The organism is Enterococcus eurekensis (genome assembly GCF_042654605.1).
GTDB classification, from domain to species: Bacteria; Bacillota; Bacilli; order Lactobacillales; family Enterococcaceae; genus Enterococcus_I; species Enterococcus_I eurekensis.
Window position 1 is genome coordinate 1 of the sequence record NZ_JBHSGT010000008.1, and the last position, 12,642, is coordinate 12,642.

Annotated in this window: 17 protein-coding genes and 2 tRNA genes; 1 reads left to right on the forward strand and 18 read right to left on the reverse strand. The window is 36.6% G+C overall.

Annotated features, from left to right (window positions below; translation table 11 throughout):
• From tnpA to ACFO3L_RS00865, 6 genes are all read right to left on the reverse strand, one after another.
• A partial coding sequence (gene tnpA, locus ACFO3L_RS00840) for an IS200/IS605 family transposase (protein ID WP_379962906.1) occupies window positions 1-397 on the reverse strand: 397 nt, incomplete at its 3' end.
• Between the two features lie 233 nt (window positions 398-630).
• The gene (hpf, locus tag ACFO3L_RS00845) at window positions 631-1,185 is read right to left on the reverse strand and encodes a ribosome hibernation-promoting factor, HPF/YfiA family (protein WP_379962907.1); all 555 of its coding nucleotides are present in this window, start codon (window positions 1,183-1,185) and stop codon (window positions 631-633) included.
• Window positions 1,186-1,321: 136 nt separating this feature from the next.
• Window positions 1,322-1,999 carry a ComF family protein gene (locus ACFO3L_RS00850; RefSeq protein WP_379962908.1) on the reverse strand — a complete coding sequence of 226 codons (678 nt, stop codon included), beginning with the start codon at window positions 1,997-1,999 and terminating at the stop codon, window positions 1,322-1,324.
• On the reverse strand, window positions 1,996-3,312 hold the full coding sequence (locus ACFO3L_RS00855) for an ATP-dependent helicase ComFA (RefSeq protein ID WP_379962909.1): 1,317 nt from the start codon (window positions 3,310-3,312) through the stop codon (window positions 1,996-1,998). Before ACFO3L_RS00855 ends, ACFO3L_RS00850 begins: the two co-directional genes overlap by 4 nt.
• Window positions 3,313-3,372: 60 nt before the next feature.
• On the reverse strand, window positions 3,373-3,696 hold the full coding sequence (locus ACFO3L_RS00860; protein ID WP_379962910.1) for a PTS sugar transporter subunit IIB: 324 nt from the start codon (window positions 3,694-3,696) through the stop codon (window positions 3,373-3,375).
• Between the two features lie 88 nt (window positions 3,697-3,784).
• The gene (locus ACFO3L_RS00865) at window positions 3,785-4,069 is read right to left on the reverse strand and encodes a DUF7662 domain-containing protein (protein WP_379962911.1); all 285 of its coding nucleotides are present in this window, start codon (window positions 4,067-4,069) and stop codon (window positions 3,785-3,787) included.
• Window positions 4,070-4,191: 122 nt separating this feature from the next.
• Here ACFO3L_RS00865 and ACFO3L_RS00870 point away from each other — a divergent pair, with 122 nt between their 5' ends.
• On the forward strand, window positions 4,192-4,827 hold the full coding sequence (locus ACFO3L_RS00870; RefSeq protein ID WP_379962912.1) for a YigZ family protein: 636 nt from the start codon (window positions 4,192-4,194) through the stop codon (window positions 4,825-4,827).
• Between the two features lie 46 nt (window positions 4,828-4,873).
• Here the strand turns inward: ACFO3L_RS00870 and ACFO3L_RS00875 are convergent, their stop codons facing one another.
• The 12 genes from ACFO3L_RS00875 to ACFO3L_RS00930 all read right to left on the reverse strand — a co-directional run bounded on the left by ACFO3L_RS00875 (window position 4,874) and on the right by ACFO3L_RS00930 (window position 12,254).
• On the reverse strand, window positions 4,874-5,038 hold the full coding sequence (locus ACFO3L_RS00875; protein WP_379962913.1) for a hypothetical protein: 165 nt from the start codon (window positions 5,036-5,038) through the stop codon (window positions 4,874-4,876).
• A 92-nt stretch (window positions 5,039-5,130) separates the two neighbouring features.
• Window positions 5,131-5,202: transfer RNA gene (locus ACFO3L_RS00880), tRNA-Gln, on the reverse strand.
• 1 nt (window position 5,203) lies between these two features.
• A tRNA-Tyr gene (locus ACFO3L_RS00885) sits at window positions 5,204-5,287 on the reverse strand.
• 89 nt (window positions 5,288-5,376) lie between these two features.
• Window positions 5,377-5,613, reverse strand: a complete 237-nt coding sequence (locus ACFO3L_RS00890; protein WP_379962925.1) for a DUF2969 domain-containing protein — start codon at window positions 5,611-5,613, stop codon at window positions 5,377-5,379.
• Window positions 5,614-5,709: 96 nt separating this feature from the next.
• The gene (locus ACFO3L_RS00895) at window positions 5,710-6,354 is read right to left on the reverse strand and encodes a CBS and ACT domain-containing protein (RefSeq protein WP_379962914.1); all 645 of its coding nucleotides are present in this window, start codon (window positions 6,352-6,354) and stop codon (window positions 5,710-5,712) included.
• 3 nt (window positions 6,355-6,357) lie between these two features.
• Window positions 6,358-7,059 carry an ABC transporter ATP-binding protein gene (locus ACFO3L_RS00900; protein WP_379962915.1) on the reverse strand — a complete coding sequence of 234 codons (702 nt, stop codon included), beginning with the start codon at window positions 7,057-7,059 and terminating at the stop codon, window positions 6,358-6,360.
• The gene (locus tag ACFO3L_RS00905) at window positions 7,059-7,835 is read right to left on the reverse strand and encodes an ABC transporter ATP-binding protein (RefSeq protein ID WP_379962916.1); all 777 of its coding nucleotides are present in this window, start codon (window positions 7,833-7,835) and stop codon (window positions 7,059-7,061) included. Before ACFO3L_RS00905 ends, ACFO3L_RS00900 begins: the two co-directional genes overlap by 1 nt.
• Window positions 7,816-8,790 carry a branched-chain amino acid ABC transporter permease gene (locus ACFO3L_RS00910; RefSeq protein ID WP_379962917.1) on the reverse strand — a complete coding sequence of 325 codons (975 nt, stop codon included), beginning with the start codon at window positions 8,788-8,790 and terminating at the stop codon, window positions 7,816-7,818. The genes ACFO3L_RS00905 and ACFO3L_RS00910 overlap by 20 nt, the downstream gene beginning before the upstream one ends.
• Window positions 8,791-8,799: 9 nt before the next feature.
• The gene (locus ACFO3L_RS00915; RefSeq protein ID WP_379962918.1) at window positions 8,800-9,702 is read right to left on the reverse strand and encodes a branched-chain amino acid ABC transporter permease; all 903 of its coding nucleotides are present in this window, start codon (window positions 9,700-9,702) and stop codon (window positions 8,800-8,802) included.
• 86 nt (window positions 9,703-9,788) lie between these two features.
• Window positions 9,789-10,973: an ABC transporter substrate-binding protein gene (locus tag ACFO3L_RS00920; protein ID WP_379962919.1), complete on the reverse strand. Its 1,185-nt coding sequence runs from the start codon at window positions 10,971-10,973 to the stop codon at window positions 9,789-9,791.
• 177 nt (window positions 10,974-11,150) lie between these two features.
• Entirely contained in the window at window positions 11,151-11,438 is a 288-nt protein-coding gene (gene yidD / locus ACFO3L_RS00925) for a membrane protein insertion efficiency factor YidD (RefSeq protein ID WP_379962921.1), read from the reverse strand.
• A gap of 114 nt (window positions 11,439-11,552) precedes the next feature.
• Window positions 11,553-12,254 carry a 3D domain-containing protein gene (locus tag ACFO3L_RS00930; RefSeq protein WP_379962923.1) on the reverse strand — a complete coding sequence of 234 codons (702 nt, stop codon included), beginning with the start codon at window positions 12,252-12,254 and terminating at the stop codon, window positions 11,553-11,555.
• Window positions 12,255-12,642: the final 388 nt, after the last annotated feature.

Sequence of the window (12,642 nt, forward strand, 5' to 3'; positions counted from 1 at the left end):
CTTGAATTTGGTTTCGTATATATTCTTCTATCTGTTTCTTATTTCTTCCCACGGTATCGACATAGTAGTCTCTACACCAAAATTTTCGATTACCATAACGATATTTTAAATTTGCATGTCGATCGAATATCATTAAGCTACTTTTCCCCTTCAAATAACCAATAAATCCAGAGACACTTAACTTAGGTGGGATACTGACTAGCATATGGATATGATCTTTACATGCGTTAGCCTCTATAATTTCTACGCCTTTTCTTTCACATAACTCTCTTAATATTTCACCGATACTTTGTTTGTATTTTCCATAGATGATTTGTCTTCGGTATTTTGGTGCGAAGACGATGTGATACTTACATTTCCATGTTGTGTGTGATAAACTTTGATTCTCCTTTTTCATAAGGAACCTCCTATTTGATTGATAGTTTGTGGTCGGGAAACCAAATCTATCTTATCATTTTAGGAGGATTTTTTAATACCACGCTGGAAGCTCTCTAGAACCACCCGCATAGCAGGTGGTTTTCAAAACATACAAAAAAATAGGCAACGAAAACGCCATGGTTTTCGCTGCCTAGAGAATCGTTCATTTTAACAAAATATTAGTCATCCACATCATTTGACACAGAGCCAAGATTAGTCTGTTTCAATTAAACCGTATTTACCATCTTTACGACGATACACAATACTTGTGCCATTAGTCTCAGCATCTTCAAAAATAAAGAAGTTGTGACCCAGCATGTTCATTTGTAATACCGCTTCTTCACTATCCATTGGTTTTAATGATAGTCGTTTTGTACGAACGATTTCTAAGTCAGATCCATTCTCATCTTCTGTGTCACCATTAATGAAAATCGCTTCTGTTCGAACATCAGGAATCGCTGTTTCACGAGCTTTACGGTTGATTTTTGTTTTAAATTTGCGAATTTGACGCTCTAATTTATCAACAACCAAATCTACACTTGCGTATAAATCTGGTGACGTTTCTTCAGCTCGCAATACTAAGAAAGGCAGTGGAATCGTCACTTCTACTTTTGCTGTTTTTTCAGTATAAACTTTTAGGTTAATATGAGCAGTTGCGTTAGGCACATCTGAGAAGTATCTCTCTAGTTTTCCAACTTTTTTCTCCACATAATCTCTAATCGCCTCAGTGACTTCAATATTTTCTCCACGTACATTATATCTAAACATAACAATTGCCCCTTTCGTCTACCAATTAAAGAGAGGGAAGGACCACTCTTTCCTTCTCTTCTTACTTCTATTATATCGAACTTCATGAGAAATGCAAAAGAAATCGTTACCAAAACTTAATTAATTTGAATAAAATCTACCGCGCCAATGATAGTGTTCGAATTTTTAATGGTTTGAAATGTTCTAAAACCTCGGCAGCATAAAATAACGTCCGTCCAGTTGTATAAACATCATCAAAAACAATGACTTCTCTGCCTTTTATTTCTTTAGCTAAGGAGGTTGCTTCAAAAGGTTGTGTCATTGCTAAACGTTCTTGACGATTTTTTTGCGCTTGTGCATCGGTATGTTGTGTTTTTTGCAGTAAATCAACGGTATGAATCTTCGCAGCTGACAAAATAGCAGCGCTCTGATTAAAACCACGAATTTTTTGTCGCTCACTCGATAAAGGTACTGTACAAACGATTGCTTTAGGATGTTGATGAAAGAATGATCTGATTTCATCAGTAAATGTTCCCCTTAAGCGGTAATCTCCTAAAAACTTGTAACGATAGATCCAATCATGAAAAGCTTCATTATATTGAAAAAAACAATGATGTTGAAAATCGTAGCTCGGATATTCTGTTTGCCACATTCGACAATCATCACAAGGACTAGCTACCCCTTTTTTCAAGCAGAGCATACAATAAGGCGCTTCAATTTTACACAGTTTCGACTCACATACTTGGCAGCGCGTTTCTTTAATCGTAAGCGGCCATAAAATTTCTTTAAGTGTCAAGTCACGAATTTGTAATTGCTGACACCAAGGGCATCTCATTTAGATAACCACCCTTTCGCTAGTTGGTTCATCTCCTTAATCTCTCGGCACGCTTGACGCATACCTATGGTCTTTTGATTGTGAAAAAAGATGACTCGTCCTCGGCGGTATTCACCTTTTCGATCAACTCGACCAGCAATTTGTACTAAAGCTGATTTTGTATAGACCGGATGGTTCGCCCCCATAACAATGACGGAAAGATCCTCAAAAGTCACGCCACGTTCCAAAATAGTCGTTGAAAACAGTACTTGGTATTTTTTTTCACGCATTTTTTGAACTTTTTCTTCTCGTAGTGGATCCGTAGAATTGACGGATGCAACTTGCCCTTCGATAAAATACGTTTGTGTTTGTTTTGCTAATCGATTCATAAACTGAATGCTCGGACAAAAAACCAATACGTGGTTGTCTTTTAACAATTCCAAAATCATGCGATGAAATTTTTTAAAATGAAACCGTGAATGACTAGCTTGTTCCCAATGGTTGTACCAGATGCATTCTGGCACAATTAAAGGTCTTTGATGAAATCTTAAAGGTGATTTTTCAATCGCAAATGTCTGCTGTACTTCTTGTAATAAATGGTTTGGCGGAGTCGCCGTCAAATAAATCAATCTCCCATGTGGATTCAATGCATTTTTCAAAGCAAACTGTAACACTGAGTTGCCTTCATAAGGGAAAGCATCAATTTCATCAACAATAATTAAATCGAATGCTTGGTAAAAATGAAGCATTTGATGTGTCGTACAAATCGTTAAATTAGAGTATCGATATTTTTCCTTCGAGTTGCCATATAGCAACAATACTTGTTCCTCTTGAAAAGCTGCAACAATTCGTGGATACAGTTCACGACAAACATCGATTCGCGGTGATGTCATACACACACGCCCACCTTTTAACAACACTAAATAAATCACCGGAAAAACCATTTCAGTCTTTCCTGATCCTGTGACCGCCCAAAGCAGGGTGGACTGTTTTGCTTGATAGTTTTTCTGTAGTTGCTGAGCAATATGTGTTTGCAGTTGTGTCAACTTCCCCTGCCATGTAAAATTAACGCTTCTTTCTTCTTTTTCGCCCCCTTGTCCCCGAACTGATACTAGGTATGAATCACTCCTTATCCTGCCAAATTCCTGACACTCTGAACAGAAAAAAACACCATTTGGCAAAACATTTTCTTGCCGAATAATTAAGGCATTGCATCGTTGACAATAAAGTTGCTGATTTAAAATCATCGCTTCTCTATGTTGATATTCATTTGTTGGATAATTTTTTAACTCTTCTGATGAGACAACAATCTGCCTACCCCTCAACGGATTCATTTAATCACCTCAAAAATAAATACAAAAAAAGCAAAGAATTTTTTCTTTGCTTTTTGATTATCATTTATTTTCAATTAAATTTAAAGCTTGTTGTAAAACTTTTTCACCATTCATCATTCCATAATCAGCCATATTAATAATATCTGATGGAATTCCCATTGGCCCTAAACGTTTTTCAAAATCAGCTTTCATAAAACGAACTTGTGGACCTAATAATAAGACATCAATTTTTTTATTTTCTAAGTAATGATTTGCTTCTGAAGCCGACACCGCAAATATATCTGCGTCAATATCATTGACCGTTGCTGATTTTTGCATTGAAGTTACTAATAAGCTCGTACTCATCCCTGCAGAACAAACTAACATTATCGTTTTTTTAGCCATCCAAAAACTCTCCCTTTTCCTTCTGAACATCATCATTCAATTAAATAAATTATAAAGCAAACACTTACTTTGTCAACTGGCTGACACGTTATTTTAATAACCACGTTCCTTTTAATAACGGTCTAAAAACAACATACTCTTTAACAAGGTCAACATGGATGACTTCATAATTTGCATTTAGCCAAGCATAGGCCCCTTTTTCTGGATAGCGATAATCATTCGCCCACCAATCGATTGTTTTTCTTGCCGTTTTCGGTAACCCGCTGGCAGGAAAAAGTAACTCATCGATTTGAGTGAAGGTCAACGTCACTTGAGTCCCACCATTGTTACGAATATAATCCGTTATAATATCGTACTTCTTTTTGCCTCCCACCAAACGAATCCCCCTTTTCTATCTATTATCTAGCTTATTACCAAAAAAAGCAAACGCCTTAAATTGAATTTCACACTATTTTTGACTATACTGAGATTAATCGAAAGAAATGGAGAAAAAGCATGCTTGAAACGTACCGCACAATTGAAAAAAATGGTGTTGTTGAAATTGAAATAAAAAAATCACGCTTCTTATGTTTCCTTCAGCGAGTGACGTCTGAAGAAGAGGCGCGTAAATTTATTCAAGAAATCAAAAAGGAACATTGGAAAGCCAACCACAACTGCAGCGCCTTTATTATTGGAACAAAAGGAATGATTTTACGATCGAGCGATGATGGCGAGCCTAGTGGAACGGCGGGTGTTCCGATGTTGGAAGTCTTAAAACAAAATGATCTAGTCGACGTTGTAGCGGTTGTCACACGCTATTTTGGTGGGATTAAACTTGGTGCCGGCGGTTTAATTCGTGCATATTCTACTTCTGTATCCGAAGCGCTTAAAGAAATTGGGATTGTCGAAGTGAAACCCCAACAAGAAATCCTTGTAACAATTGATTACCCTGCTGTCGGTAAGATGCAACATTTTTTAGAATCGCAAGCATACGTCGTTAAAGACACTCAATTTTTGTCTGATGTAACCTTCCATATTATGGTTGATGAAGAAGAGAGTCCTGTTTTTCAAGAAGAAGTGACTGAGCTCTTAAATGGTCAAGTCCTTTTTGAACTTGGTGATTATCAATACACTGAAATCAAAATAAAATAACAATAGAAGTTTTGACAAAATTATCAGTCAAAACTTCTATTGTTATTTAGTGACCTTTTGAACGCCATTTAATCGTTTGTTTCGTTGGTCTCTTTTCAGTAATATCCACACCAGCTTTTGTGATATTTATAAAAAGATCTTTTTTTGACAAGTCGTACAAATGCTCTGCCGTTTCAACAATTTTTTCTTTTACTTTTTTTGTCAAATTCATGCTTGTCACCCCTCTTATAATCTATCTATAGGTTAGCCTAAAAGTTGTTTTTTTTCAAATAAAAAAGAGTAACGATTAATCGTTACTCAATACTGGGGTAGCTGGATTCGAACCAACGCATGAGGGAGTCAAAGTCCCTTGCCTTACCGCTTGGCTATACCCCAATGGTGGAGGAGAGTGGATTCGAACCACTGAACCCGAAGGAACGGATTTACAGTCCGTCGCGTTTAGCCACTTCGCTACTCCTCCAAAAGGTTTAGTAAAAAACCTGACTTAGTTATAATACAAAATTTCCGATAGAATTGCAACAGTTTTTTTAAACTTTTTTAAATGTTTTTTTATTCGTGTAAATTCCATTGACGAATAATCGTTTCAACTGCCAATTCAAAGGTTTTACTTGAACCAATCGCTTCACTATCCATGAATGTTCGAAAGTCTTTTGGACCGTATTCTAAAATCTCGCCCATTTTCTTTTTACCGATATACAACTCAGTGACTTCATATTTTGAGCCTTGAAGGACTCTTGCTGTTTCTTCCATTCGGATTTGAATCTCTTTGTTTTTCTTCATAATTATCACCTCGGCCTTTATTCTAGCACATATTTGAAATTTTTACAGAAAAAGATTCATGAAAAATGCCAGAAATTCAAAAAGAATTTTCTGGCACTCGAATTATTGATTCGTTAAAACAGAACTAACAACCTGATAACCAGCAGCCGTCAAGCTACTTTCGACTTGTTTTGGTTCTTTTGATTCCACTTGAATCTCGACAATTGTTTTATCTGATTCACGATTAACCACAATCGTCAAGATACTAAAACCTTCTTGAGCTAATACTTTGGTAATATTAGCTAAAATGCCACGATCATCTTTTTCAATGGCTAATGTTACTCTCGTTCCACCTGCATAATAACCAGTAATTTTTAAGAAGGCATCAAAAATATCGTTATTGGTAATAATCCCAATTACTTTGTCGGCTTCGACTACTGGTAAGACACCAATATTATTGGCACGCATTTTGACAATTCCATCTTCTAGTAAAGCATCTGGTCCAATCGTTTCAACTTGTTTAATCATAATATCTTTGACATTTGTTTTATTCAATAAGTAATTGACTTCATACACACTTAAACTAGTCGCTTTTGAAGGCATCGCACCTTGAATCACACCTTCAGTAATTAATCCAACGAGTTTTCCACCTTCAACTACTGGCAAGCGATGAATTTGATGTTGCTTCATCAAGTCAACCGCATCAAAAATCGGTGTTTGCGGTGAAACGGTAATGACTTCGGTCGACATAAAATTTTTTATACTCATGATTTATCCTCCTAAATAAGCTTTCTTGACAGATTCACTGGCTAAAAGTTCTTGCCCTGTCCCCTCAAGCACGATTTTGCCTGTTTCTAGAACGTAACCACGATCGGCAATCGATAATGCCATATTCGCGTTTTGTTCAATCAGTAAGACTGTCGTTCCTTGGGCTTTGATTTCTTGAATAATTGAAAAAATCTCTCGAATAAAAATTGGTGCCAGTCCCATTGAAGGTTCATCTAGTAATAATAATTTCGGCCGAGACATTAAGGCACGTCCCATCGCTAACATCTGTTGTTCACCACCAGATAAGGTTGTTGCATCTTGCTTTCTTCTTTCTTTCAAAACGGGAAAACGACTATAAACGGATTCATAATCTGCTTTGATTTCAGCATCGTTACGTAAAAAAGCGCCCATCTCCAAATTTTCTTGGACGGTCAAACCTGAAAAAACATGACGGCCTTCAGGTACTTGAGAAAGTCCCTTTCTCACAATTTTTTGCGGCGCTTCTTTTTCAATTGCCACCCCTTCAAAGTGAACACTTCCTGCAGCTGGACGAACCAAACCTGAAATAGTTCTTAAAATCGACGTTTTTCCAGCACCATTAGCTCCAATCAACGAGACAATTTCACCTTGATTTACTTGAAAGGAAACATCATGAATTGCTTCAATTAAGCCATATTTTACATATAAATTATTGACACTTAACATTAAATTTCCCCTCCTAAATACGCTTCAATTACTCGAGGATTCCCTTTAATTTCTTCAGGTGTGCCTTCAGCAATCACTTGCCCATATTCTAAAACATAGATTCGTTCACAAACATCCATCACTAAGTTCATATCGTGTTCAATTAAAATAATTGTTAATTGAAATTCTTTTTGAATGCGATAAATTAAATTGGTTAACTCAGCCGTTTCCTGGGGATTCATCCCCGCAGCCGGTTCATCTAAAAATAAGATTTTAGGTTTAGTGGCCAAAGCTCGTACAATTTCTAAACGGCGTTGTTCACCATAAGATAAGTTACGTGCAAGAGTATCCAGTTTATCTTCTAATTGAAAAATTTCTAATAATTTTTCGGCTTTGTTAGCTAATTCATTTTCTGTTTGATAGTACTTCGGCAAACGTAAAACATTGGCAATAAATGAACTTTTTTCCACTTCTCGTATCGCAATCAAAACATTATCTAAGACTGATAGTTCTTTAAATAGACGAATATTTTGAAAAGTTCTCGCCAAGCCAATATTGGCAATTTTATAAGGTTTCATCCCATTTAAACGTTGTTCTTTACCGGAGTTTTCAAAAATAACATCACCAGAACTTGGTTCATAAACCCCTGTCAGTAAGTTAAATAACGTTGTTTTACCCGCACCATTTGGTCCAATTAATCCAACAAGCTCATTTTCATACAACTCTAAATTAACGTGGGAAACGGCTGTTAATCCACCAAAGTTTTTAGTTAATTTATTAACGGTCAGTAGTGGCATTCGAATCCCCTCCCTTGTTAAAGCGTTGGAATAATTTTTTCATGGATAATTCTTTACTACCTAATAAACCACTTGGTTTGAAAATCATAATTAAAATAATCGCTAACGCATAAAAAATCATCCGTAAGCTACCTAACTCCTGTAAATACATATTGATGAAACCAAGAACGACAGCCGAAACGATTGCTCCTGTCGTACTACCAATCCCACCAAATACAACGATAATTAAAATGTCGATTGATTTCATAAAGGTAAAATCACTCGGGAAAACCGATTGCTGGTAACTAGCGTATAAACTACCACCGACACTAGCAAAGACACCACCAATTACAAAAGCCAGTACTTTAAAGCGTGTCGTGTTAACTCCCATCGCTTCGGCTGCAATTTCGTCTTCACGAACCGACAACGTCCAGCGACCATAGCTACTATTCATATAGTTAGAAATAAAGACAATAGTCAGGACCATAACCACAAAAATGATTTGCCAGTTGCTATATTGTGTCAAGCCAAAAATTCCTGAAGGCCCATTTGTTAGATCGCTAAAATTAATGATTAAAATACGGATAATCTCTGAGACACCAAGGGTCGCAATCGCTAAATAATCGCCTTTTAAGCGAAGCGTTGGAATCCCTACAACGAGTGCAATAATACCTGATAAAACCATTCCGACAATCATGCTCAGTACAAACGAGCCAAAACTTGGACTTTTAGAAGTAATTATCGCTGTCGCATAGGCACCAATTGCCATAAAGCCTGCATGTCCTAATGAAAATTGGCCTCCAAAGCCAATAATTAAGTTCAAACTAACTGCTAAAACGATATTAATCCCGATATTGGCAATCACCGCATCGGTAAAAATATTGATTTTGCCTGAATTATATAGAAAGAAAAGCAAGAAATAAAGGCCCGCCGTAAGTACCGTCCACGTAAGCGTATATTTGATATTTTTTTTCATCGTTGCCACCTACACTTTCTCTTTGACGTTTTTGCCCAAAATTCCAGCTGGACGAATAATTAAGATAATAATTAAAACACCGTAAACAATCGCATCTTTGTAATCAGAAAAGCCTAGAGCCGTCGACATTGTTTCAATTAGACCAATTACAAATCCACCTAAAGCCGCACCTGGAATAATTCCAATCCCACCTAAAACAGCTGCTACAAACGATTTTAAACCAGGCGCAACGCCCATCATCGGATCAATGGAATTATAGTACAAACCAATCAGCATCCCACCAGCCGCTGCTAAAGCTGAACCTAATGCAAAAGTAAATGAAATTGTTCGATTGACGTTAATTCCCATTAATTGAGCCGCATCTGGATCAACGCTCACTGCACGCATCGCTTTTCCCATTTTTGTTTTTTTAACGATAATTTGTAATAAAATCATCAAACTGACCGAAACAAATAAAATCAGCAATTGAATGTTGCTGACACTTAAACCTGCAAAAGTATACAGTTTACGTGCAATAGCTTGTGGAAACGGTCGCGTATCTGGTGAAAAGAAGTAAATCATCAAATTTTGTAGCAAATACGAAACACCAATTGCGGTAATCAAGGCCGAAATTCGCGTCGCACCACGTAATGGTTTATAAGCTAAGATTTCAACTAAAACACCTAATAAGGCACTAATTGCCATCGATATTAACATCGAGACAAAAAAGCCTACCGCACCAGAGAAAATGCCTAAATCATTAAATTGGTGAATCAAAAAATAGCCAATAAAACTTCCGATCATATATATTTCACCGTGAGCGAAATTAATTAAACGGATAATCCCATAAACCATTGTATAACCTAAAGCCATTAAGGCGTATATACTCCCTAAAAACAACCCGTTAATCAATTGTTGAATGATTATTTCCATAAGATCACTTCCAAATTCATTGTTTTTCTGAAAAAAACTGTGGCAAAACCGCTATCTGATTTTGCCACAGCCTTTACTTCCCAAATCTATGGGTTAATTGCTTCTGCAGAACTTTCTTTACCATCTGTAAATCCAATTACGACTAATGATTTTTCTGGATTATGTTGCGCATCCATCGTGATGTTTCCTGTCACACCTTTAAAATCTTTTAGTTCAGATAAACCTTTAGTAATTGATTTTGCATCGGCTGCATTTTGTGTTTCAATTGCTTGTTTGATCATAAACATTGCATCATAAGCTAAAGCATTAAACGTTGACGGCTCTTTGCCAAATTTCTCTTTAAAAGCTGCCACGAATGGTTCTACCGTATCATTCGATGGTGCTAAGATTGAAAAATGTCCAGTATAGAAAACATTGGAAACATTCTCGGCTCCCGCAAGTTGAACCATTTTCTCGTCACCAAATCCATCGGCACCAATAATTGGTTGCTCAATACCTAATTCTCTTGCTTGTTTAATGATTAATCCTGCTTCTTCATAGTAACCTGGAATGTATAACACATCGAAATCTGCTTGTTTTACTTTGGTTAAAATCGCTTGGAAATCTTTATCGCCTTTGGTAAAGTTTTCTTCTAAGACGATTTCCCCTTTGTATTCGCTCTTGAAGGCTTTTGATAAACCTTTGGCATAATCACTTGAGTTATCACCTAAAATCACTGCTTTTTCGGCAGCTAATTGATCTTGAGCGTATTTCGCTAAAATAACCCCTTGGAAACTATCTTGGAAACTTGAACGGAAGACATATTCTTGAACTTTATCCCCATTTAGTGTTACTGAATCATCTGTTGCTGACGGCGTAATCAATGGGACTTGTGCTTTTGTAATATTTGGAATGGCCGCTTTTGTTGCACCTGATGTTGCTGGGCCAATAATTGCGACTACTTTATCATTTGTTGCTAAGTTGGCTGCAACTGTTGCGGCATCACTTGTTTCTGATTTATTATCTTTAGTTACAAGTTCAACTTGTTTACCTAAGATCCCGCCACCTTCATTTATAATCTCAACTGCTAACTCAACGCCATCTTTTTCTTGCGTGCCGTAACCTGCGACCGCTCCTGATAACTCTAAGTTTAAACCAATCTTAATCGTTTCTGCATCTGCACTACCACCTGCATTTGAAGAACCATTTGTCTCGTTACCACTTGTTGGGCCCGCGCTACACGCTGCTAATAAAAATAAACTCCCAAACAAAAACGCCATTTTCTTTTTCATATTATTTCCCCCTTTTTTTTCGGTAATGAATATGTTTCTCAATATACCTAATTTTTTATTCCTTGTCAACTGAATTTTCTGAATATTTCATTAATTCTGTCAACTTTTGGATTTTTTAATTACAAAACAAAAAAGATATGAAGAATTCCCTTAAAAATGGGCTCTTCATATCTTTAATTAATGGAAATGTTTGTTTTTTTTATACGTATACTTCGGCTGTTCTTTATCCACTGTATTCCTTTTCATGCTAAACTTTAACGGGACATAATCAATGCCGCCTTTTACAAAAGGATGACATCTAAAAATTCTCGAAATTCCCATCAGGCTACCTTTCAAACCGCCATGAGTTTGCAGTGCTTGAATTGTATAAGTCGAGCACGTCGGATAATAACGACAACTCGGTGGAAACAACGGCGAAATAAAACGCTGGTAACCCCGTACGATTGCTATTAATATTTTTTGCATAGTAACCCTCTTTTCATATTTAAATATACCTACCTCATAAGATAAAGACAAGTAAAAAGGCACCAAAATCAAAATAACTGATTTCGATGCCTTAAAAAATTTATTTTGTATCAATTAACCTAAGATGGTTACTTTAACTTGACGACGTCCCCATTGAACACATTGTTCATAAGTTGGGAAATGAACGTCAACGATATTTCCTTTGATGGCACCACCCGTATCACTTGCGATTGCTTCACCATAACCTTCAACATATAAACGAGTTCCTAATGGAATAACGTTTGGATCCACAGCTACTGCCATTGGGTTCGTTAATAAGTTTTGGCCTGTCGCTGTAACTGTTCCACCGCCTAAAGCATCGGCTGGATCTGAACTATAAGCAGTTGATTCCATAAAAAATGTTTGACCTGCTGGTTGTTGTCCAGTTGAAGCACTTGCTGCTTGAGCCTCGGCTTGTTCTTTAGCCGCTTGCTCAGCTGCTGCTTTTTCTGCTTGTTCACGTGCAGCTTTTTCTGCTGCTTCACGTTCTGCTTTTTCACGAAGGGCTTTTTCGCGCGCTTCTTTTTCCGCTTTTTCTTTCGCTTCTTTAATTGCTTGCTCCTTGGCAGCAATTTTGTCTTTAGCTGATTGAACAGCGTCGCCTTCAACTGCTAAAGTCATAAATGAATTAGAAATATCTTGTACGGCTTCACCCGTCATTACTTGCTCATTGATTACAATTTGTTCTTCTTGATTTTCTGCTGCATATACAGGAATGATTGTTGCTGCTAAAAGCATACCTGTCATTAGCACTGTCGGTATTAAACGAATTCTCATTACTTAATTCCTCCTATTTCTTACAAACCGTATCTTAACACGGTCCAAAAGCCCTTAGGTTACGAATAGATTAAGAGAATGCTATTTTCTATAATTTTTATGCAGTTTCTGTTACATTCGACACACTTCTCATCTTTTCTCACATTTAAACATTGATATGATACGATTTTTGGTCTTTAAATGAGAAAATTATTTGATTCTATTTTGCTGATTATTTAATATTTGAACAAAAGAAAACGTTCCCTTTAAGTGTTTTTTCGATATTACTCGACTTCATTACAGTAATATAACAATTAAGACAAGCTTTTATTCACGAAAATAAAAGAGGCTGACCCAAAAGTCTCTTTTAAAGAAAACAAGTATTCAAAAATGAGGTAACTCATTTCAG

Excerpts from the sequence above, each read along its gene's own strand:
- hpf (WP_379962907.1), bottom strand. The coding sequence starts at position 1,185 with ATGTTTAGATATAATGTACGTGGAGAAAATATTGAAGTCACTGAGGCG.
- ACFO3L_RS00850 (WP_379962908.1), bottom strand. The coding sequence starts at position 1,999 with ATGAGATGCCCTTGGTGTCAGCAATTACAAATTCGTGACTTGACACTT.
- ACFO3L_RS00855 (WP_379962909.1), bottom strand. The coding sequence starts at position 3,312 with ATGAATCCGTTGAGGGGTAGGCAGATTGTTGTCTCATCAGAAGAGTTA.
- ACFO3L_RS00860 (WP_379962910.1), bottom strand. The coding sequence starts at position 3,696 with ATGGCTAAAAAAACGATAATGTTAGTTTGTTCTGCAGGGATGAGTACG.
- ACFO3L_RS00870 (WP_379962912.1), top strand. The coding sequence starts at position 4,192 with ATGCTTGAAACGTACCGCACAATTGAAAAAAATGGTGTTGTTGAAATT.
- ACFO3L_RS00875 (WP_379962913.1), bottom strand. The coding sequence starts at position 5,038 with ATGAATTTGACAAAAAAAGTAAAAGAAAAAATTGTTGAAACGGCAGAG.
- ACFO3L_RS00895 (WP_379962914.1), bottom strand. The coding sequence starts at position 6,354 with ATGAGTATAAAAAATTTTATGTCGACCGAAGTCATTACCGTTTCACCG.
- ACFO3L_RS00900 (WP_379962915.1), bottom strand. The coding sequence starts at position 7,059 with ATGTTAAGTGTCAATAATTTATATGTAAAATATGGCTTAATTGAAGCA.
- ACFO3L_RS00905 (WP_379962916.1), bottom strand. The coding sequence starts at position 7,835 with ATGCCACTACTGACCGTTAATAAATTAACTAAAAACTTTGGTGGATTA.
- ACFO3L_RS00910 (WP_379962917.1), bottom strand. The coding sequence starts at position 8,790 with ATGAAAAAAAATATCAAATATACGCTTACGTGGACGGTACTTACGGCG.
- ACFO3L_RS00915 (WP_379962918.1), bottom strand. The coding sequence starts at position 9,702 with ATGGAAATAATCATTCAACAATTGATTAACGGGTTGTTTTTAGGGAGT.
- ACFO3L_RS00920 (WP_379962919.1), bottom strand. The coding sequence starts at position 10,973 with ATGAAAAAGAAAATGGCGTTTTTGTTTGGGAGTTTATTTTTATTAGCA.
- yidD (WP_379962921.1), bottom strand. The coding sequence starts at position 11,438 with ATGCAAAAAATATTAATAGCAATCGTACGGGGTTACCAGCGTTTTATT.
- ACFO3L_RS00930 (WP_379962923.1), bottom strand. The coding sequence starts at position 12,254 with ATGAGAATTCGTTTAATACCGACAGTGCTAATGACAGGTATGCTTTTA.